A 21,452-nucleotide genomic window follows, 5' to 3' on the forward strand; every position below is an offset into this window, starting at 1 on the left:
ATATTAACAAAAAAGGATGACTAAATTAGTCATCCTTTTTTGTATTTACTATTTTATTTAATACCTATAAATAAAGCACTTATAAATACCTGATAAATATTAGCCGTAAATATTACCGCTCCCAATACGCTTCTTCTAAGCTATCTTCTTTCTCAGGTAACCCACGAGACAAACGTGGTGAATGTTGTGCTAATACTTCATAACTTACTCGATTCGCATACTTACACACTTGAGAAAATGAAGAATAAGTTAGATACGAATATTCATGCTTACTTGAATTAGGAATATTTTCTCTATGATATTTATTAGCAGCCATATCATGCAAAATAGCCGATAAAGCAGCATCTCCTGCGCCGTTAGTATTCATTATCTTCTCTGGTCCACCCATATAAGGCGCTATATGAGAATATACTTTGATCGGATTTTCACATTCAAGGTGGCGTGTCGGACGGCTAAATTCATAACGATTAAATTCCGCAATCGCACCCGGTAGCAAAGGCAAACTAGTTTCGCGCTTTGCATCTTCCTCCGTATAACCGGCCATATATAATCCAACTGGCCCCGCAGTGCACAATACCAAATCAACCCAATCCAATGCTTTATCAGATGCTAGTAATGGATCTTTTTCATCCGTTAAGGCTTCCGCCTCTTCTTCGTTCATGGCTAAAACAGACACATGCTGCTGGATAAAGTCGCGCCAATATTCTGGATCATCTTGAATCACATATTTCGTACCTAAAGTTAGAACAACCGGCACGTGATGCTTCTTAGCGTATTCAATCGCCTGCATTGTGGCTGCTGGCATTGGGTCGCCCGGTTTGCAACGCACAAGATAAGCGGTTAACACCAAAGCTGAGGCATCCGGAAAAATAGATTCTGGAATACTAGAGGGCAAAAGTTGATTCATTTTCCCTTCACTAATCGCAAAAGTTCTTTCACCATTATCGCTGATCAAGGCAAAGCAACGGCCAATCGCCCCATCCACACCTTGTAAGTAATTTAAATCCATACGGCTTGAGGTATTACAAATATATCGATAGCCATAACTACCAATTTTAATATTCTTACTCATTACCCCTAATAATGTTGATTTATCATCCGCGAGTACAGAATAATTATGTAGCGTATTACCAATTGTACCACCAGCAAATTCATCAGTAATTAAATCCATTTCTTTCAATTCATTATATAAATCTTCGGCTCTAATATCATCTAATACTAATGAATGACCTTTGCTCAGTTGGTATTTGTCAATAAGATCATCGCTCACCTTCGCTTCAATATCGACTAGAGTTTGATCAATACCAATAATATGTGTTCGCGTCATTCTTTTGCTTTCTTGCGCTTGAGTCACTAAAGGATCACGGGCATGAACAGGGAAATAATGTTTGGATTTACGTTGGCCGGGGAATTTCATAATCGGTTTATATACTGTGTAATGAGGACAGGATTATAAATTGTAGCGAGAGTTTTCAATATCATCAATACAGCGAAAAATAGCAAACGGTTGCAAGTCAAATTAACTGCAATAAAAAAGCGATCCTAAGATCGCCTTATACAAAATAGAGTGCATACGCGGTAAAAATTAATTCTGGTCAATTAACCATTTTTGAAATTCTTTACGCTCACTTGGTGAGGCTTTTAAATACCACATTTGTAATTGTGCACTATTTTCAGATAATGCTCCGTTACCTGTTTTTGGTAACGATTTAAGTGTCGCGGTCGTACCCACTGAAATCGCTGCAATTCCACCACGTTGATTATAATCGGTGACATCTTGAATAAAATTACGACCAAATTGTACGCCATCAGCATCTAGTTTATCTTGTATGACTTCAATCGACTGTTTATCGGCATCAACTAACGACCATTCAAAAGTCTTAATTTCTTGACGAGCTTGATTTAAATCTCGATAAGTTGGCAGTTCAAAGGTTAACTGTGTGTCAGTGGCAGTGAACTTAGCGACGACCACATCACTATAAGCCTTTCTTACAGTATCATTTTCATCCACACTAGGCTGAAATTTAAACAAAATTTGGTTTTCACCATCAGGAAGCACCAAAGTTTTATCACCAAAGAAACCACCTCCTTCCGTATGAGGCTTTAAGGAATTCACTACTAACAGGTTAATACTATCTGGAATAACAATTTTCACTTCTGCAAATGACACATGGCTAACCAATAATCCCAAACAACCTATAGCTGAAATAACCAATCGTTTCATTATTATTCCTTTTCTTTATTTACATTAAATACCATAACGATAGAACTATAAATATTACCTGAAAACCGAATCTCGTAGAATATTTGTTTCTCTTTTTTCTAATAAGAAAGAAACTAACGTGCATCTATTCATCAAATTCAAGTAAAAAAAAAGCTCGGTATAATACCGAGCTTCTAGTGTTATTCAGTAATTTGATTACCAGTAGAAACGAGCACCAAGACCGAAGTTAAAAGAATCATCAACTTTTTGTGCTTTAACAGGTTCTTGATCATTATCAGTAAAGCCTAGAGTAGTACCATCAGAATAACTACCTTCAGCAAATACACGAGCCCAGCTAGAGAATTTATATTCTAAGCCTACAAAGATATTAGTACCATCTTCATCAGCATTATTGTAAGCATCTGTTGCATCTTGAGTTACAAATTCATAGCCACCGTATAAAGATGTTTTATCAATAAAGGTCCAGTAACCACCAACAGAAATTGCATTTTGATCAACTTTGCCTGCACCATCATTATTCTTTAGTTGAGAACCATAATAAGTACCGCTTAATTGCAGATTATTTAATACATCATATATTACGGTTGCTTCATAATATGTATTACTTATATCCATCGTATTAGTGCCAGCAACATCAAATGCATGGTTACGGTTGTAACCACCACCAACGTGGAAGCTTAAATCGCCATAAGTAGCGCCTACGAATGCTTCAGCAAGATCGCTGTTTTGTGATGTATTATCATTAAAACCATAAGTCGCTTTTACCCACCAGTTATCTAAATCTAGAGAGTATTTAATTTGTGAATCGTGCAATGCGCCATTTAGTTGGCTATAAAGGTTACCTGAACCACCGTACATGTATGAGTAATCTGTACCACCAAGATCATCAGACGTTGTCCAATCGCGACCAAATTGAATAGTTCCAAGCTCAGTTGCAAAACCAACCATGTGACGACGAACAGTAACATCATTGCTGCTATTCGCTGGAACACCTAATTCGATAGTAGCTAATGCGTCAAAATTGTCAGAAATCGCATATACGCCATTAACACCAATACGAGAAGAGCCTGTTGTTAAATCACCATTGTGGTCATTTGAATCATCAAATCTCATTTCAGTACGAAGTTGACCATAAAAATCAACTGAACCACCATCTTGATTGTAAATCTCTGCTGCGTTTACAGAACCAGCGACTGCTGTTGCTGCGATAGCTAACGATAGAAGCGTTTTTTTCATAATAATCCACTGCCTTTAATTAATGTGAAATTCCCTTTGGGATTCCTTTCTTTATTTTTTATGCTCATCGGTCAATCCAACCAACAGGCGATACATCTGATTCGCACCTCAAGATTGCTAAAGTTCCATGAAACTGTCAAATATTATAAAAAAAAATAAATCAAACATAAAAATTAATAAAAAACATTAATAAACAAATAGATATAACAAATTACAAGCCATTACATTCAAAATGTAGAGCACTTCAATGTCAACACAGATCATAAAAACACAACATAAAATCAGAATATAAAAACACAAAATACAAATAAACAAGTTGAATACACTAAAAAATAAAAGGTTACCGATATTTTTATATAAAGACATGTGAGCAATGTTCAAAATTGAATCACTTGGTAAAGTTCAATCTATTTTTGTGATAAAGCTCCTGTTTTCATTAGATAAAGGTAAGACTTCTACCTAAATTTATGCACAACCCAATAAAACGTCGTATTTAATGATTACTAAACCATGAATAAACAACGTACAAAAAACCTTCCGCTTCACTGTACTTACCCTCACAAAATATACTATTGATATGACTTACCGCTGTTTATGCTACTATCCCCGCGTTCCTTTATGAGAGTTAGTTATGCTGTCGCCAACCATCCAAAAAGCCATAAAACAAAGCTATCAAAATCTGACCCACCAACTTGATGGTTTCATCCCTCGTCGGGCGCAGAATTATCTAGTGGCTGAAATAGCAAAAACCTTATCGGGTAGTTACCACGAATCCAATCGAATGATCGTGGCCGAAGCCGGAACCGGTATTGGTAAGTCTCTTGCTTATTTAATGGCTACCGTTCCTTTTGCGCAGTTTAGCCAAAAGAAAATCATTATTTCGACTGCCACTGTCGCTCTGCAAGAACAACTAGTTCATAAAGACATACCACTTTATCGCCGCCTTACAGAAACGCCCTTTAGCTTTTTATTAGCCAAAGGTCGCCAACGTTATTGCTGCCTAGAAAAATTAGCACTTGCGAGCGGTGAAAATGCGCCAGAATCCGGCGGTGCGCAACTAGGCATGTTCGAATCTAAACCTAAAACAAAAGACATCGAATTACTGCAATCCTTATATAAGGCAATCAGCAATAATAAATGGGATGGCGACAGAGACAGTTGGCCAGCGACGATTCAGGATGATCTTTGGAAAATCATCGCCAGTGATAAGCACAGTTGCAATAATTCCATGCCATCACATCGCGATTGTCCTTTCCAAAAATCACGCGCCAATTTAGATAAAGTCGATGTAATCATTGCCAATCACAGTTTAGTGATGGCCGATATTGATTTAGGCGGCGGCGTAATTTTGCCAGAACCAGAGCAAAGTATTTATATTTTCGATGAAGCGCATCATCTGCCAAATGTCGCACGCGAGCATGCTTCCGCCGCCGCAAGTTTAAAAGGTGCCGCCAGTTGGCTTGAAACGCTCAATAAGGCGGTATCTAAATTTGTAGGTCTCACTGATCTCAAACGCAGTGGCCGCTTTCAAAATGAATTAACCGATGCTATTCAGCAACTGGTCCCTTCACTGACTCAATTAAGTCAGCAGTTTAATGCGGAACAATTCAAAGACAACATTTACCGTTTTGAGCATGGTGAACTCCCTCAATGGCTTGAAGAAGAATCAAAGGGCTTGAAGCTTTTAACTCAAAAAGCCAATAAAGCCATGGCAAAAATAATCGATTTAATTACCGAAAGAGTCAAAGATGGTGAATTATCTAATCGACTCGCCGAACCCGCACTGGCTGAAGCTGGTTTCTTTTTACAACGATTAGAAAACTTAGCCAAAGTATGGAGCTTGATGGCCGAGCCTAATCATGAAAAAGGGGCACCACTGGCACGATGGTTAGAAGTGAGCTCTGAGCGTGATAACGATTTTACCGTTAACGTCTCACCATTAGAAATTGGTTGGCGACTTGATCAGCAGTTATGGAGCCGGTGTCACGGTGGAGTTTTAGTTTCTGCCACCATGCGAGCGTTGAATTCATTTCAATACTTTGCTATTCAAGCTGGGATCAGTTTAAAACCAGAGGATGCCACTCAATTTTTGGCATTAGCATCTCCTTTCGACTATACCAATAATGCAGAATTATTGATCCCAAAACTTAAATTAGAACCTCAGCACCCAGATTTCACAGAATACTTAATTGAACTTCTCCCTCAATATATAGAAGAAAAAAAAGCAAACTTGGTGCTGTTCTCATCTTATTGGCAAATGAATAAAGTCACCGAAGCCCTCGATAAAATAGCCATTAAAAATAAATGGAACTTACAGGTTCAAGGCAAAGCTTCTCGGGGTGAGATCCTAAAAAAACACAGTGCTTATTGTCAGTTCGGCCAAACTAGCGTGCTATTTGGAACCGGTAGCTTTTCAGAAGGATTAGATTTACCCGGCAACCTTTTGGAAAACTTGATCATTACAAAAATACCATTTGGCGTCCCCACATCCCCTGTGGAAGAAGCACACTCGGAATATATCAGCCATAAAGGCGGCAATCCTTTTTTGCAAATATCCGTTCCTGAAGCCAGTAAAAAACTGATCCAATCGGTAGGGCGACTGCTGCGTAAAGAGCAAGATTCTGGTAGAGTCGTGTTACTTGATCGCCGCATCGTTACCAAGCGTTATGGCAAAGCATTATTAGATTCATTACCGCCATTTTCTCGCAAAGTGGAATATTAATCGGATTGACTTGATTGACGAATAAGTAAACTTGCAGCCATTCATCACTTCAAGGGGGAAATACCTCAATAATTTATGTGATGGCGATTAAGCTTGCTTACCAAGTATGGTTCTAACAATTTAAGCCGCCAAAAAGGTGTTTATGAATACATTCAGCGACATTGCAGCAAAATTAGAACAATTGTCGATACAAGCAAAAGAACGAGATAAACAAAAAGGTGAGCATCATCAGGCGTTATTTGATGAACACTTATTTCGTTGTCGTGCTCGCTTGTTGGCTCCTTGCGTAGCAGAAACACTCACCACTTATGACACGATTCTAAAAGAAAAAACGGCAAAACGGTTAACCGCATTACGAGCAGAGTATTTAACTCAGCTTCTATTATCTCAATTAGCAGCGATACAGCGAGAGTTAGCCACTCAGAAAATCCGCAATACTGAAATTAAGCACAGTAGCTATTATCGAAAAACCATCAGCGAGCTATATCAAGACTTATCGCAACACCAAGAATGGGAAACTAGACTTTCTGATTTGGTTCGTCAAAAAACGGCTGCTTTAAATCAATGCGGACAACATAACCAAACGCAAGCACAGCAAGATTTAATGGCAGCAGAGCAACGTTTAGAACGATGTAAAGCTGCAATATTAAAAATTGAAAGGAAGATAACTTACCGCGAACAACATAACCCAAGTAATGATTATGTCTAACGAATTAAATACAAATACCGATCAAGACTCTCGCATTGAAAGCCCATTAAACTCCGCGCCTGCCGAAGTAAAACTGGCGGTCGATTTGATTTATTTACTCGAAAGTAATGAGATCGATTCACAAGTTGCGCTAAATGCTATCGAAATAGTTAAAAAAGATCTGGAGAGAAAAATCAGGTCAAACGTAAACGATTAATCCCGAAAAACCACAAGTTCAATAATCCTGATTCCTATCTAGTCACTTCTCAAAGCATCAAAAAAGGCTTAGTCTCATTTTTATCTAAGAGCTAAGCCTTTTCATATTGATTAAGCGTAAATACTATTTGGTATGTAATCGATTATTGTTGACTTCTTAATGCATCGATACGTTTATCAAGTGGCGGATGACTCATCAGTAATTCCATCATCGTACGCTTACCATTGATACCGAACGCCATCATCGAGCCTTCAAGTTGCGGTTCATGGCTCATCTTCAAACGCTCTAAAGCTGCAATCATCTTTTCTTTTCCGACTAATTGCGCTGCACCTGCGTCCGCATGAAATTCACGGTGGCGACTGTACCACATTGTAATAAAGCTAGCTAAGAAGCCAAATACTAATTCCAATACCATTGAAATGATGAAATAACTCATCATATTAGAACCACCGCCTTCTTCGCTATTACGAGAACTCAACATATTAGCAATCATACGAGATAAAAAGATAACGAACGTATTCACGACACCCTGCATAAGCGTCATGGTCACCATATCACCGTTGGCAATATGACTCATTTCATGTGCTAATACGGCCTCTGCTTCTTCTCGGGTCATGTTGTGTAACAAGCCGGTTGAAACCGCGACTAACGAGTCATCTTTTTTAGCACCTGTCGCAAACGCATTAATGTCGGGTGAATCATAAATAGCTACTGTTGGCATTCCAACCCCAACCTGTTGTGCCTGACGACTAACCGTTTGAATTAACCAATGCTCAGTTTCGTTACGTGGCTGTTCAATAACTTGCCCACCCACTGATCGTAATGCCATTTTTTTCGACATTAGCAAAGAGATAAATGAACCACCAAAACCAAATATAGCGGCCATGACTAATAAGCCCGACAAACTACCTGGTTGCATTCCCGTTACGGCATATACAATATTTAGAACAACACTTAAAACTAACACTACTGCTAAGTTGGTTGCTAAAAATAACATCACTCGCTTCATTTTTGTCTCCGTAATAAGAAGCTATCGTTTATAGCTATACATAATCGTAGATTTTCACATGTAGGTTAAGTGTTAAATTGAAACATTTAATGTCTCTATTTACTTTAATGATAAACACCTGCGCATTCATTACCTTAACATCACAGCAACAACGGTGATTATTTTGGCTTTAGACTTTGGTCGTATTGCTCTTTTATTCTAAGCAGCTTACTTTGTAAACAAATAAGATCAATAAATAGGAACGAGAACAATGGCAGAGAAAGCAAACTACCAGATGGCGATTGATTTATTATCTTGCCACTTAGGGCTTTCGGAAGAAGAAGCAAAAGAACATTTAGGTATTAACGACAAAAAAGAAGAAGAAGCTAAAGTGGTTATTCCTGGTATCTATTTAAAAAAATAATACCTCACTTAAGGCCCTGTCTATATACAAAGTTAATAGCAAAAACGCTGCTCTATTTAGAGCAGCGTTTCTTTATGTAACGAATATCCTTTAAACCAACAATCGATTATTCTAGCAAACTAGATACATCTAAATACTTATTCGCATCTTTACGTTTTGAGCCAAGTAAGTATGGAATTTCACCTAATTTTGGCGCTTTTATTTTTAATTCCAACATACGAATAATCTCCGCGTAATGCTCGGTGCCTGGATTAATTCTATTGGCAACCCAACCAACCACTTCTAAACCATCACTTTCAATCGCTTCGACTGTTAATATAGCATGGCTCAAACAACCTAGTTTTACACCCACAACAAGAATGACGGGTAATTTTTCTTGTTGAACCCACGTTGATAAATATTCGTGTTCAGATATAGGTACTCGCCACCCACCAGCGCCTTCAACAACAACAATATCGGCTGCTGATTTATGCTGAGTAAGTGTCAATGAGAGTGTGTCAAATTCAATCACAACACCCTCTGTTCGCGCGGCAAAATGCGGGGATGCGGGCATCGTTAAAGTGTATGGATTCACCACGTCATACTCTAACTCAATGGTTGATGCTGATTGTAAGTGGAGTGCATCTGAGTTTCTCATGCCTTGATCTGTCATTTCAGAACCAGAAGCCACTGGCTTATAACCTGATGTTGAAAGCCCTTGTTCTGAAAAAGCACGTAATAACGCCTGAGATACCATAGTTTTACCGACATCGGTATCCGTGCCGGCAATAAATACTGAATTAATCATTTTACAATAAGTCCTAAGCAAACTTGATAGGTCGCAGGAAACTGACCTAATGGATTACAATATTGTCGATATGCTTGTTCGACATCCAGTAATGAGCGACGCTTGGTTAAGCCTGAAGCTCTTCCAGAAACATGCGTCGCGCCAATTCCTTTTAAATCTTTCATTAATTCAAAAGCAGAAGCATACCAAACTTGAATTTTAATTGAGTCTACGTGATAGGATTTGATAGGTGATTGAGCTAACGCAAAGTTTATCTCATCACGTAGATGAAATTTATTCACATGTTGATTTGCATCAACTTGAGCCCATGATTGTTGTAGTTCATACAAAGATCCATCAAGAAGGGAGGAAAAATAAAACTGACCTTCCGGTATTAATAAATTCATGACAGTTTTAAATAAACGAGTTAAATCACGACACCATTGAATCGCCAGACTGGAAAATACAATATCAAAGCTATTGTTTTCAAATGGCGGTATTTCAGCATCACCTTGTTGATATGAAACCGAGAGCGAGACACAGCGTTTGCGGCATTGCTCTAGCATCGAATCAGATAAATCAAATGCGGTCACTTTTGCCCCGCGCTGGGCTAATTGCTCAGTGAAATAGCCAGTTCCACAGCCTAAATCTAATACCGATAATCCGGTGAGATCTTGAGGTAATTTATCCATCAGTCTTTGGCCAACATCTCGTTGAAATGCCGCATGTTGATCATAGGTACTCGCGGCTTTGCTAAATGCTTGCGCGATCGCTTGTTTATCTATGAAACTTTGTTCAACTTTTGGTAATAACATCGTTGAGGTCTGCATTACACTGCCTCACTAGTTGTATATTGGTCAGAAATTTCAACGACCTCAGAGAGTAATGTAGTTAATTGCATGACTTGTTCAGCACTATGATTCGCGGTTAGTGTTATGCGTAAGCGAGCACTATTTTTCGCTACTGTCGGTGGACGGATCGCGCCAACCCAAAAACCGTATTGCTTCAACTGTTCAGAGAAATGCATAACCTTATCATTCGATCCACAGATAAAAGGTTTAATTGTAGTTTTAGTCGCGACATATCCAGCTATATTATCTAACCCTTCTTGGTAATAACCATTGAGATCTTGAAGCTTATCTCGACGCCACTGCTGCGTTTGGATCATCTCAATCGCATGAGATAGTGCGAATGCTTGTGATGGTGGGATCGCTGTAGAATAAACATGGTGACGTGAAAACTGAGTCAGATAATCCCCCGAATTACGGTCACATAAAATGGCTGCACCCGATAAACCAAATGCTTTGCCAAAGGTAACAACCAGAATATTAGGTTTAATGCTCATTGCAGCACAACTTCCTGCGCCGGCATCTCCTAACACTCCAATCCCATGAGCATCATCGACCGCAAGCCATGATTGATGATTAAGGCAGGCTTGATGAATAGCCGCTAAATCAGATTGATCACCATCCATGCTAAATACGCCTTCCGTTACCACCAATCTGGATTTACGGTCATTCGCAGCCTTTTGTAATTGTTGATTAAGTTGATTCACGTCATTATGTTTAAAACGAATCATCTCTGCCGCAGATAATAAACCAGCCTCAATTAATGAAGCGTGATTGAGCTTATCTTGAATCAATACATCGCCTGATTGCAGTAAAGTAAACAGCATGGCTTGATTGGCACTGAAGCCCGAACTAAATAAAACCGCCCTTTCAAATCCGAGCCATTCACATAACTTGGATTCTAAGTTGGCATGTGCAGAACTAAAGCCAGTGACTAAAGGAGACGCTCCACTTCCGCACCCATACTTTGCTAAACCTTGTTGCCATGCTTGGCGTAATTCAGGGTCTTGAGCCAAACCTAAATAATCATTACTCGAAAAGTTCACAAATGATTGCTGTTTATCATTCATTAACTGCGCGTTCCTTCCCATATTAACAGCATGTAAACTACGGGATAATCCTGCTTGTTGTCGCCCTTGCAGCTGCTGAGCTATTCGTTGTTCAAACATAATTTCAGACCTTATGCTTGATAGAAAATATCATCTGCTGTCGGTCGAGCCACAACTTGTTCGATTACTTGATCCAACAAATCATTCTCTTGAACATCATCTGGTTTTTGATGGATTTGTTGACGGTTGATCCCTAGTTTTTCAAATAATTGAAGATCGGTATCTTCTTCAGGGTTGGGCGTGGTTAATAGCTTACAACCGTAAAAAATAGAATTAGCACCCGCCATAAAGCACAAAGCTTGCATCTGTTCATTCATATTTTCACGTCCAGCAGAGAGACGAACTGCCGATTGAGGCATCATAATCCGTGCAATTGCAATTAAGCGGATAAAATCGAACGGTTCAACATCCTCAACATTTTCCATTGGTGTGCCTTTAACCTTCACCAACATATTAATGGGTACACTTTCTGGTTGAGTTGGTAAGTTCGCAAGCTCAACTAATAAACCGGCACGATCAGAAACACTTTCTCCCATTCCAATAATGCCACCAGAACAAATTTTCATTCCCGCATCACGGACATGAGAAAGGGTGTCTAAGCGATCTTGATAAGTTCTAGTGGTGATTATTTTGCCGTAAAACTCAGGAGAAGTGTCCAAGTTATGATTGTAATAATCTAAACCTGCATTAGAAAGCTGAGTGGCTTGATCTGGCGTTAACATGCCAAGCGTCATGCACGTTTCCAAACCTAAATCTTTCACACCTTTAATCATGTCAGTTAAATATGGCATATCTCTTTGCTTGGGATTCTTCCAAGCAGCTCCCATACAAAAGCGTGTTGAACCTGAGTGCTTAGCCTTTTGCGCCGCATCCAATACTCGCTCAACTTCCATCAAACGCTCTTTTTCAACATCGGTACGATAATGCGCACTTTGTGGACAATATTTACAATCTTCAGGACAAGCACCCGTTTTAATCGAAAGTAATGTACTAACTTGCACATGATTGCTCTGTTGATATTGACGATGCACTTGTTGGGCTTCAAACAACAAATCCATAAAAGGTTTATCGATAAGTGTCTGTACTTGCTGAACACTCCAGTAATGACGAGCTTCCACAGTGAGTTCCTTATTATTTTGATGAATGCCATAAACTAGCACTTGTTAAAGCTTGGCTAGTCTACTCACAGCGGATACACTGTCAACTTTAAATTAATAAACAGGTTTACAATGAGTCGTGAATTAAACAAATCTTCTCGAGTAGACACCGAGTTTGATCAGCAGCATATCTGGCACCCTTATACTTCGACTATAAATCCTCTACCATGTTACCCAGTGACTCAGGCTAATGGTGTGATAATTCAATTAGAAGATGGTCAAAATCTAGTGGATGGAATGTCTTCTTGGTGGTCAGCTATACATGGTTATAACCATCCTCAACTCAATCAAGCTGCGCACCAACAAATCGATAAAATGTCACACATCATGTTTGGTGGCTTAACTCATCAGCCCGCTGTCAGTCTATGCAAAAATATTTTGTCATTAGTACCATCCAACCTTGAGCACGTTTTTTTAGCCGATTCAGGATCTGTCTCTGTAGAAGTTGCACTAAAAATGGCGCTGCAGTATTGGTATGGCAAAGAATCAACGCAAAGAAGAATGAGTAATACTCCCTTACGCTCAAAATTCTTAACACTAGAACATGGTTATCATGGTGATACGTTTGCTGCTATGTCAGTGACTGATCCTAATAACTCTATGCATCAGATGTATAAGGGTTTTTTACCTGAACATATCTTTGCTAAATCACCCCAAAATTATCAAATCCAAGATGGACAATGGCCCGAGTTTGATCCAAATGATCTTCTCGATTTTGAACAGAAGATAGCGTTGTATGGTCAAGAACTAGCCGCGGTTATTTTGGAACCTATCGTGCAAGGGGCGGGTGGTATGAGAATTTATCACCCGCAATTCCTACAAGGTGTACGTCAATTATGCGATCAATATGAAATCCTTTTAATTGTTGATGAAATTGCGACTGGGTTTGGGCGTACCGGAAAATTATTTGCTTGTGAGCATGCCAATATCCAACCTGATATTTTATGTATAGGTAAAGCGCTTACCAGTGGTTATATGACGCTTGCCGCCACCATAGTCAGTAAGAAAGTGGCTGATTTTGTCTGTAGTAGTGAAGCGGGCTGCTTTATGCATGGCCCAACCTTTATGGCGAACCCTTTAGCATGTGCGGTGGCAACTGCGAGCTTAGATCTGATAAAAACCAAAGAATGGAAAAAACAAGTTTTAGATATTGAAACCATATTTTCAGAAAATCTGCCTCAATTTAAATCCTATGCTAGGGTCAAATCAGTGCGTTGGCTTGGTGCTATTGGAATAGTAGAAACACATGTACCAGTCAATATGGAAGTCATCCAAGCGCACTTTGTAAAACATGGTGTCTGGATACGGCCATTTGGCAGGTTGATTTATATTATGCCGCCTTATATCTCAAAATCAGAACATATTGGACTGTTACTTAACGTCATTGGAAGTGCATTAGAGAAAGATGACTGTTTTTTAACGACAGAAAATTGACAAAGAAGCTTGGCATATCGCGCATGTCGGGTAATCTTTATGCTAGAATTTAGTCAGTTTTATTATAATGACATCAAAAGGTTTCCCACTATGTTCAAATGGCTAGTAGTCGCTTTATTTTCTTGTTCCTTTTCCGCCATTGCGGCTGAAAAAGTTCAACCTGTCAGTACAGTTACAGCGAAAGATATTGAAGTAGCCACACATGTAAAGAATGGTAGCTTGATTCTCGGCGAGGTCGAATGGATATATATCGCCGCCATAAATCATAACGTCAAAGCACGTATTGATACTGGTGCAACCACCTCTTCTATCAGTGCAATTGATATCCGGACTTATAAGAAAAATGGTAAGTCGATGGTCGATTTTAAACTATCACACGATGACGAGACCTCGAAACAGTTCACTATGCCGGTGAAACGTTGGGTAGAAGTCAAACAAGCGAGTACAAGTAAAGCATCCGAATCTCGCCCTGTAGTGACTATCGACATTCAAATTGGTGACTATAAAACCAAATCTGATTTTACTTTAGTCGATCGTAACCAATTAGAATTCCCAGTATTAATTGGGCGCACTTTTATTGATAATGAGGCTATTGTAGATGTCTCTCATTCCTACATTCAGCCTAAAGTGAAGCTTGTAGAAGAAACTAAGACCGCAGAAAAAGCTGAACCTACAGAGAAATAAGCTTCCTTTAAATCTTAATTGGATGATATTAAAAAACCGAAGCAGATTATGCTTCGGTTTTTATTTTAACTTACTCAATAAGCATGTCAGCTAATCTTATCCACCGATATGAGTCGCACCATTCATGTATGAGCGCAATACATGTGGGATCTCAATGCGGCCATCAGCTTGTTGATAGTTTTCAAGGATCGCAACCATAGTTCGACCAACTGCAAGCCCAGAACCATTCAATGTATGAACCAATTCTGGTTTCTTCTCACCTTTACGTCGGAAACGTGCTTGCATACGACGGGCTTGGAAATCCCAACAGTTTGAACAAGATGAGATTTCACGATACGTTTCTTGTGCTGGAACCCATACTTCTAAATCATAAGTTTTCGCTGCACCAAAGCCCATATCACCAGTACATAACACCACTTTACGATATGGAAGCTCTAGCAATTGAAGTACTTTCTCTGCATGGCCGGTCAACTCTTCTAAAGCATCCATAGAGTCTTCTGGTTTCACAATTTGAACCAATTCCACTTTATCAAACTGGTGCATACGGATCAGGCCACGAGTATCACGCCCATAAGATCCGGCTTCTGAGCGGAAACATGGCGTATGTGCTGTCATCTTAATTGGTAATTCAGCTTCATCCGTAATGGTATCGCGCATCATATTAGTCACAGGCACTTCTGCCGTTGGGATCAAAGATAATGTCTTTAATGGTTCATCACTGACTTGCTCGGTTAATGGACGAGTATGAAATAAGTCTTCAGCAAACTTAGGCATTTGACCCGTGCCATACAAACTGTCGGTATTCACAAGGTATGGTACATACATTTCAGTATAACCATGCTCTTCTGTGTGAAGATCAAGCATAAACTGAGCAATCGCACGATGCAGACGAGCAAACTGGCCTTTCATAACGATGAAGCGAGAGCCGGTGATTTTTACTGCGCTAGTAAAATCAAGACCGTCACCCATTTCACCTAAATCAACATGATCTTTTAACTCAAAGTCATACGATTTTGGTTCACCCCAACGAGCGATCTCAACATTCTCATCTTCATCTTTACCTTGAGGAACTGAATCATGGGCAATATTGGGAATCGCCGAAGTAATGCCATCAATCTGAGTTTGAAGTTCAATCAATGCAGCTTTTGCTTCATCAAGATCAGCGCCTAAAGTACCAATTTCCAGCATGATACGTTCAGCTTCTTCATGATCGCCTTTTGCTTTTGCTTGACCAATGGATTTCGAACGGGAATTACGTAGTGCCTGTAGGTCTTCAGTCTTCGTTTGTAAAGACTTACGTAGTTCTTCAAGGCTACGAAGAGCTTCTACGTCCAAAGTAAAACCACGACGGGCTAGTTTTTCAGCTGTTTCATCCAGCTCTGTTCGAAATAATTTAGAATCAAGCATTGCTAATCCTGTTGGTCTAAGTATGAAAAAGCAGCGAAACACTGCTTATGAGGAAAATAAAATTACTGGTTAAAACGATACCCAAAAAGCACTACTTTTGATAGCGCTTTTGTGAGCTTTTTTCATCTAAATCAGCCAAATATTCTAGCTTGTCGCCTATTTTTGCTTCTAAGCCTCGATTGGTTGGCTGATAGTAACGAGTTTGCGCCATTTCAGGAGGGAAATAACTCTCACCTGCCGCGTAAGCACCCGGCTCATCATGAGCATAACGATATTCTACGCCGTAGCCTAAATCTTTCATTAGGCTCGTTGGCGCATTGCGTAAATGCAAAGGAACATCGTATTCAGGTTGATTATGGGCATCTTGCAGAGCTTGCTTCCAAGCCGTGTAAACTGCATTACTTTTAGGCGCGCAGGCTAAATATACAATCGCTTGAGCAATCGCGCGCTCCCCTTCCGCGGGCCCGATTCGCGTAAAGCAATCCCATGCAGAAATAGCAATTTGCATCGCTCTTGGATCGGCATTCCCAATATCTTCAGAGGCAATAGCAAGTAATCGACGAACTATATATAAAGGGTCACAACCTGCCGCAATCATACGAGCCGACCAATACAAAGCAGCATCGGGGTTCGAACCACGAATCGATTTATGCACTGCAGAAATTAAGTCATACCACATATCACCTTTATTATCGAAGCGGGCAATTTTTTCTCCTGCAACTTCAGCAAGTAATGCCAAAGTGATAATTTTGATACCTTTTTCGTTTTCTTCCGCAAGATCATAAATTAACTCAAGATAATTTAACGACATGCGAGCATCGCCATTCACAAGATCGACCAATCTTTCTAATATTTCATCTTCAAATTGCGCAGCAATATTACCTAAACCCCGCTCTGGATCTTCGATTGCTTGGTTGAGAACGTTTAAAATATCAGCAGAATCTAGCGCGGTTAACTTGTAAACTCTTGCACGAGACAACAATGCATTATTTAATTCAAAGGAAGGATTTTCAGTCGTTGCACCAATAAAAGTAATGGTGCCATCTTCAATATGAGGAAGAAATGCATCTTGCTGGCTTTTATTAAAGCGATGCACCTCATCCACAAATAAAATCGTTTTACGCCCTGATAGCTTATGTTCACGCGCTTTTTCAATCGCAAGGCGAATATCTTTAACGCCTGAAGTTACTGCAGAAAGACGTTCAACTTCTGCATTGGCATAGTTCGCCGCCACTTCAGCAAGAGTCGTTTTACCTGTTCCGGGTGGGCCCCATAGAATCATAGAATGAATATGCCCAGCTTCTAAAGCTCGGCGAAGCGGCTTATTAGACCCAAGAATATGTTGTTGTCCACAATATTGCTCGACTGTCATTGGGCGCATACGCGCCGCTAGCGGACGAAAATCATCATCCGAAGTAAAGTCCAAACTAAAATTGCTCATAATCTTAGGATATCCACTTTGTTACGTTGCATTACTTCATTTGTACTTCAAGCCGTTATTAATGCTTGAGCTTAACGCTGGTCATCAACCTCTACACCTTTCGGAACTTGAAAAGTAAAACGAGATTTACTTGGTATTTGAAGTTTAACGTTTTTAAATACAAATTCACTTGTTTGTCCATCTTGCTCAATAACATTAAACGCTTTTACTACGCCATTGTTATCAATTTGAATTTGAAATGTCCCAACAGTGGTATCTGATGCTGTTGGTTTCAAAGTGAAAGTATCTTTATTCTGAGTCACATTATATTGCGCCCAATCACTGGCTTTACTCCGTGTAAGCAAAACAAAAGGCGTTTGTGCTGTCGCTTGTTCTTGGCTCAAAATTGTCACTTGAGAAACAAACGGGCTGTAATACCACACACTATTCCCATCAGAAACTAATAGAGTCTCATCTGGTGTTTTAGTTTCCCATCGAAATAAACTTGGACGAGAAACTTCAGCGCTACCTTTGCCTTCCATCAGTATTTCGCCTTCAGGGCTGGTCACTGTTTGAGTAAAATCACTGCTGAATCCATCATTTAAACTCAAGCGAGAACTAAGCTCATTCTTACCATTAGCAAAAGCTCCGGAGCTCAACAAACTTGTCACTGTCGTAAATAAAAATACGCTAAACCATTTTTTCATTGTTAAATCCTTTGTGTCTAACAGTACTTGAAGCTAGATTTATAAGGCCAAGTACAAAGGTTATATTAGTCGAACTGCTTTACTGGCGGCGGAGCAATTACTTCACGATTACCATTATGACCCGGCGAGCTCACTATACCTTGAACTTCTAATTGCTCGACAATACGCGCAGCTCGGTTATAGCCAATTTTAAATCGACGTTGTACACCAGAAACGGAACCACGGCGTGAATCGGTCACAAACTCCACCACTTGGTCGTAAAGCGGATCCATTTCCTCTTCGCCTTCTAACTGCTCACCTGGAAGCAAGCTTTCTGCGGTAGGTTCGCCATGGATAATTTCATCAATGTAAACCGGTCTGCCACGTGCTTTCCAATCATTAACAACCGCATGTACATCATCATCTGAAGCAAAAGCACCATGCACACGAACGGTATGATTAGAACCTGGAGGTAAATAAAGCATGTCACCCATGCCTAATAACGACTCTGCCCCACCTTGATCCAAAATAGTACGTGAATCGGTTTTGGTTGATACTGTAAATGCCACACGAGCGGGAATATTAGCTTTAATCAAGCCAGTAATGACATCTACCGATGGTCGTTGTGTAGCAAGCACTAAGTGAATACCCGCAGCACGCGCTTTTTGTGCAAGACGAGCAATCAGTTCCTCTACTTTCTTACCCACAACCATGATCAAGTCAGCAAATTCATCCACAATAACCACAATCGATGGCAGCTTTTCTAACAGCGGTGGCATTTCATCCATGCTGTCACCTGGTTTCCACAGTGGATCATGAATTGGATGCCCCGCCGCCGCTGCCATTTTGAGTTTCTCGTTGTAGCCTTTAAGGTTACGAACTCCAACAGCAGATAATAATTTATAACGACGTTCCATTTCGCCAACACACCAACGCAGAGCATTAGATGCATCTTTCATATCAGTCACAACTTCTGAAAGTAAATGAGGGATGCCTTCATAAATAGACAGTTCCAGCATTTTCGGGTCGATCATGATAAAGCGGACATCTTCTGGCGTTGCTTTATACAAGATACTTAAAATCATAACGTTTACGCCAACTGATTTACCCGAACCAGTTGTGCCAGCTACTAATACGTGTGGCATTTTCGCCAAATCAGCCACAACGGCTTCACCCGCAATATCTTGCCCTAACACAACTGCCGTAGGTGATTTGTTATTTTGGAATTGCTCGGAGTTGATAACATCTGATAAATAGACAGTTTCTCTACTCATATTTGGCAATTCAAGCCCAACATAAGGTTTACCAGGAATGACTTCTACAACGCGCACTGCCATTGCCGATAGCGAACGGGCTAAATCCATCGATAAACCAGAAATACGGCTCACTTTCACACCAGGTGCAAGATCGAGTTCAAAACGTGTAATCACAGGGCCGGGGAAAATATCCACCACCCGTGCTTCAATTTTATAATCGGCTAACTTAGATTCAACTAAACGTGCGATATTTTCCAATGCATCACGATCAATATGGCTCTCACGCTTTTCTGGGTGGTATAACAATTCCAGCGTCGGCATTGGTGATGTTGGCACCGGCAGGTTATGATCCGATTGAATTAAAAATGGATTCTGTGATGCCATTTTTTTCGCTTGAGCTGCTGCCACTATATTTTGGAAAGCGGCTGCATCTGCATCATTCGGCATTTCAGGCTCAGTTCTGCTAACACCCTCTTCTAAAGAATTGACCTCAGAAGTATCTTGGGTAACAGATGCTGGCTCACTCGCTGCCGAGCTAAACATCGGTGCTGATGCGTCACTATTTACTGTTGGTTGATTATTAGCTACCGGATCAACGATTGATGTATTAAATAAAACTGTAGATTCAGTATCAAGCTCTACGTCCATAGTCCCAAATGATGGAATGTTGCTATCGTCATCAACGTCCAAATGTTCTGTCGATATCGGTTGACTATTCGTCGTCAACTCTTCAGAAACAGCAGGATCTGAAATTAAAGGATCATCCGTCAGCGGTTTTGCTGAAAATGGCGTAGAGACTTGAGTTGGCGCTTCAATAGGTGCCATTGTCTCTTGCTCAAAAGCACTTGGCACGACTGATGCGTTCTGCTGATAAGTATTAGGTCGAGTTGCTGGCGCTTGAGTCGCTGAATTTTGGGCAGCCGACGTCTGAGAAACCGATTCTTGAGGAACAAAATCCCCTTCCATCTCAGCTTGTTGATCAAGTTCTGCAATTGTGGCATTCGGGTTCTGGTAACGGTTTTGAGACTGAATAGGCACATGAGAATGCTCAGAAAACGTCACATTAGTTACCGGAGTTGAAGACGATGGCGCAGAAAACAAAGGATCATTCAGCTCTTCATCAGTTGGCTCAATTGAATGACTTGCTGACATAACAGGTTCTTGGTGTGCACTCTGCTGCTTTTTCGAAACTTTACGTGGGAAATGAATATTAAAACGTGGCGATTTTTTCTCTTTCTGCTCAGGCAATTCAGCAACATCGTCTTCATTAACATCATCAATAGCACCTAACTGTAATGATAAATCTTGTTCTTCAACATCATCAAATTTCAGAGATGCTAATTCTTTTTTCTGGAAACCTGCGGAAGAAACCACAGCAGTTTCTTCGCCACGTGCACGATTAAATAAACGCTGACAAATACGTAATGATCCTCGGCCTAAATTCTCCACAATAGTTAACCATGAAATACCCGTTAGAAGCGTAAAACCCGCTCCCCACAAGAACATGAAAACCAAGGTCGAACCAAGGTTATTAAGAGCTGGCATAGCCAAAGACGTTAATACGTCACCTACTACACCGCCTGAAGAAAAGTACCAAATATCATCAAAATTAATGTCGGCAAGCCCACAACTGGTCAGTAACATAACGACTAAACCTAATAATCGTGTTCCCCACAACAATAAATCAATCGATTCATCTTCATCACGCGAGCGGAAAAATGCCCAACTAGCCCCCAAAATAATAAAAGGCAAAGGATAGGCAAAAGAGCCAAAAGTAAAGAATAGCGTGTCTGCAATCCACGCTCCGATATAACCACCAGCATTGTGGACAATACCGCCCCATGCAGTTTGCGACCATGATGGATCCGCAGGATCGAATGAGAAAAGTGATACCATCATCAAGATAGCTACTAATAGCCCAAGAATAAAACCGCCCTCTTTTAGGCGTTGAGAGCCATTAAGACGAAACCTTTGCTTCGTTTCTTTGGCTTTAACGATAGTCACGGTTTTCGCTTTGTTTTGTTTGAAAATTTTTTTGCTATACGTAAACAAAATTTGCCCCTATTCCGAGCGTTAACTGAAAATCACGTTTATAAGTAATCTGCTATTATTCTTTGGCTTTATATACGGTTATTTTCAATTTATTAACGTAAACAACCAATAAGAAAAACTGATAAACATAATGA

The 21,452-nt window shown here is 40.1% G+C and carries 18 protein-coding genes; 6 read left to right on the top strand and 12 right to left on the bottom strand.

Translation table 11 applies throughout. The features are described from left to right. Positions 1-112: 112 nt before the first annotated feature. The 3 genes from HC725_RS00225 to HC725_RS00235 form a co-directional block, all read right to left on the bottom strand. On the bottom strand, positions 113-1,417 hold the full coding sequence (locus tag HC725_RS00225; protein WP_190329754.1) for an inosine/guanosine kinase: 1,305 nt from the start codon (positions 1,415-1,417) through the stop codon (positions 113-115). Positions 1,418-1,585: 168 nt separating this feature from the next. Further along, the gene (locus HC725_RS00230) at positions 1,586-2,224 is read right to left on the bottom strand and encodes a DUF2057 family protein (protein ID WP_190329755.1); all 639 of its coding nucleotides are present in this window, start codon (positions 2,222-2,224) and stop codon (positions 1,586-1,588) included. 195 nt (positions 2,225-2,419) lie between these two features. Further along, a complete protein-coding gene (locus tag HC725_RS00235; protein ID WP_190329756.1) occupies positions 2,420-3,460 on the bottom strand; it encodes a porin in 1,041 nt (346 codons plus the stop codon). Between the two features lie 631 nt (positions 3,461-4,091). On the opposite strand from HC725_RS00235, the gene dinG reads away from it, so the two are divergent. The 3 genes from dinG to rsmS all read left to right on the top strand — a co-directional run bounded on the left by dinG (position 4,092) and on the right by rsmS (position 7,087). Continuing rightward, entirely contained in the window at positions 4,092-6,182 is a 2,091-nt protein-coding gene (dinG, locus tag HC725_RS00240) for an ATP-dependent DNA helicase DinG (RefSeq protein ID WP_190329757.1), read from the top strand. A 142-nt stretch (positions 6,183-6,324) separates the two neighbouring features. Then, a complete protein-coding gene (locus tag HC725_RS00245) occupies positions 6,325-6,891 on the top strand; it encodes a primosomal replication protein (protein ID WP_190329758.1) in 567 nt (188 codons plus the stop codon). Further along, positions 6,884-7,087: a pleiotropic regulatory protein RsmS gene (gene rsmS / locus HC725_RS00250; protein WP_190329759.1), complete on the top strand. Its 204-nt coding sequence runs from the start codon at positions 6,884-6,886 to the stop codon at positions 7,085-7,087. The genes HC725_RS00245 and rsmS overlap by 8 nt, the downstream gene beginning before the upstream one ends. A gap of 142 nt (positions 7,088-7,229) precedes the next feature. Here the strand turns inward: rsmS and htpX are convergent, their stop codons facing one another. Next, positions 7,230-8,096: a protease HtpX gene (gene htpX, locus HC725_RS00255; protein ID WP_190329760.1), complete on the bottom strand. Its 867-nt coding sequence runs from the start codon at positions 8,094-8,096 to the stop codon at positions 7,230-7,232. 250 nt (positions 8,097-8,346) lie between these two features. Between htpX and HC725_RS00260 the strand changes: the two genes are divergently transcribed. After that, the gene (locus tag HC725_RS00260) at positions 8,347-8,499 is read left to right on the top strand and encodes a hypothetical protein (RefSeq protein ID WP_190329761.1); all 153 of its coding nucleotides are present in this window, start codon (positions 8,347-8,349) and stop codon (positions 8,497-8,499) included. 106 nt (positions 8,500-8,605) lie between these two features. On the opposite strand, the gene bioD is transcribed toward HC725_RS00260, so the two are convergent. Genes bioD through bioB form a run of 4 tightly spaced genes read right to left on the bottom strand, consistent with a single transcriptional unit; the run spans position 8,606 to position 12,340 of the window. Continuing rightward, complete coding sequence (bioD, locus tag HC725_RS00265; RefSeq protein WP_190329762.1) at positions 8,606-9,286, bottom strand: dethiobiotin synthase; 681 nt, start codon at positions 9,284-9,286, stop codon at positions 8,606-8,608. Next, entirely contained in the window at positions 9,283-10,095 is an 813-nt protein-coding gene (gene bioC, locus HC725_RS00270) for a malonyl-ACP O-methyltransferase BioC (RefSeq protein ID WP_446751341.1), read from the bottom strand. Before bioC ends, bioD begins: the two co-directional genes overlap by 4 nt. Next, complete coding sequence (gene bioF, locus HC725_RS00275) at positions 10,095-11,282, bottom strand: 8-amino-7-oxononanoate synthase (protein ID WP_190329763.1); 1,188 nt, start codon at positions 11,280-11,282, stop codon at positions 10,095-10,097. Before bioF ends, bioC begins: the two co-directional genes overlap by 1 nt. Positions 11,283-11,293: 11 nt before the next feature. Next, positions 11,294-12,340, bottom strand: coding sequence for a biotin synthase BioB (gene bioB / locus HC725_RS00280; protein ID WP_190329764.1), 1,047 nt, complete (start codon positions 12,338-12,340; stop codon positions 11,294-11,296). A gap of 111 nt (positions 12,341-12,451) precedes the next feature. On the opposite strand from bioB, the gene bioA reads away from it, so the two are divergent. Further along, on the top strand, positions 12,452-13,813 hold the full coding sequence (gene bioA, locus HC725_RS00285; RefSeq protein WP_190329765.1) for an adenosylmethionine--8-amino-7-oxononanoate transaminase: 1,362 nt from the start codon (positions 12,452-12,454) through the stop codon (positions 13,811-13,813). A 90-nt stretch (positions 13,814-13,903) separates the two neighbouring features. Next, a complete protein-coding gene (locus tag HC725_RS00290) occupies positions 13,904-14,497 on the top strand; it encodes an ATP-dependent zinc protease family protein (RefSeq protein WP_190329766.1) in 594 nt (197 codons plus the stop codon). Positions 14,498-14,593: 96 nt separating this feature from the next. Here the strand turns inward: HC725_RS00290 and serS are convergent, their stop codons facing one another. The 4 genes from serS to HC725_RS00310 all read right to left on the bottom strand — a co-directional run bounded on the left by serS (position 14,594) and on the right by HC725_RS00310 (position 21,297). Beyond that, a complete protein-coding gene (serS, locus tag HC725_RS00295; protein ID WP_190329767.1) occupies positions 14,594-15,904 on the bottom strand; it encodes a serine--tRNA ligase in 1,311 nt (436 codons plus the stop codon). A gap of 91 nt (positions 15,905-15,995) precedes the next feature. Beyond that, positions 15,996-17,345: a replication-associated recombination protein A gene (locus tag HC725_RS00300; protein ID WP_190329768.1), complete on the bottom strand. Its 1,350-nt coding sequence runs from the start codon at positions 17,343-17,345 to the stop codon at positions 15,996-15,998. 71 nt (positions 17,346-17,416) lie between these two features. Next, entirely contained in the window at positions 17,417-18,031 is a 615-nt protein-coding gene (lolA, locus tag HC725_RS00305) for an outer membrane lipoprotein chaperone LolA (RefSeq protein ID WP_190329769.1), read from the bottom strand. 65 nt (positions 18,032-18,096) lie between these two features. Continuing rightward, positions 18,097-21,297, bottom strand: a complete 3,201-nt coding sequence (locus HC725_RS00310) for a DNA translocase FtsK 4TM domain-containing protein (RefSeq protein ID WP_190329992.1) — start codon at positions 21,295-21,297, stop codon at positions 18,097-18,099. Between the last annotated feature and the right edge of the window lie 155 nt (positions 21,298-21,452).

This window comes from Vibrio sp. S17_S38 (assembly GCF_014694375.1).
GTDB lineage: Bacteria > Pseudomonadota > Gammaproteobacteria > Enterobacterales > Vibrionaceae > Vibrio.

Coding starts and splice junctions, on each gene's coding strand:
- HC725_RS00245 (WP_190329758.1), top strand. CDS start 6,325: ATGAATACATTCAGCGACATTGCAGCAAAATTAGAACAATTGTCGATA.
- HC725_RS00235 (WP_190329756.1), bottom strand. CDS start 3,460: ATGAAAAAAACGCTTCTATCGTTAGCTATCGCAGCAACAGCAGTCGCT.
- HC725_RS00260 (WP_190329761.1), top strand. CDS start 8,347: ATGGCAGAGAAAGCAAACTACCAGATGGCGATTGATTTATTATCTTGC.
- dinG (WP_190329757.1), top strand. CDS start 4,092: ATGCTGTCGCCAACCATCCAAAAAGCCATAAAACAAAGCTATCAAAAT.
- rsmS (WP_190329759.1), top strand. CDS start 6,884: ATGTCTAACGAATTAAATACAAATACCGATCAAGACTCTCGCATTGAA.
- bioD (WP_190329762.1), bottom strand. CDS start 9,286: ATGATTAATTCAGTATTTATTGCCGGCACGGATACCGATGTCGGTAAA.
- lolA (WP_190329769.1), bottom strand. CDS start 18,031: ATGAAAAAATGGTTTAGCGTATTTTTATTTACGACAGTGACAAGTTTG.
- serS (WP_190329767.1), bottom strand. CDS start 15,904: ATGCTTGATTCTAAATTATTTCGAACAGAGCTGGATGAAACAGCTGAA.
- HC725_RS00225 (WP_190329754.1), bottom strand. CDS start 1,417: ATGAAATTCCCCGGCCAACGTAAATCCAAACATTATTTCCCTGTTCAT.
- htpX (WP_190329760.1), bottom strand. CDS start 8,096: ATGAAGCGAGTGATGTTATTTTTAGCAACCAACTTAGCAGTAGTGTTA.
- HC725_RS00230 (WP_190329755.1), bottom strand. CDS start 2,224: ATGAAACGATTGGTTATTTCAGCTATAGGTTGTTTGGGATTATTGGTT.
- bioA (WP_190329765.1), top strand. CDS start 12,452: ATGAGTCGTGAATTAAACAAATCTTCTCGAGTAGACACCGAGTTTGAT.
- HC725_RS00290 (WP_190329766.1), top strand. CDS start 13,904: ATGTTCAAATGGCTAGTAGTCGCTTTATTTTCTTGTTCCTTTTCCGCC.
- bioF (WP_190329763.1), bottom strand. CDS start 11,282: ATGTTTGAACAACGAATAGCTCAGCAGCTGCAAGGGCGACAACAAGCA.
- bioC (WP_446751341.1), bottom strand. CDS start 10,095: ATGCAGACCTCAACGATGTTATTACCAAAAGTTGAACAAAGTTTCATA.
- HC725_RS00300 (WP_190329768.1), bottom strand. CDS start 17,345: ATGAGCAATTTTAGTTTGGACTTTACTTCGGATGATGATTTTCGTCCG.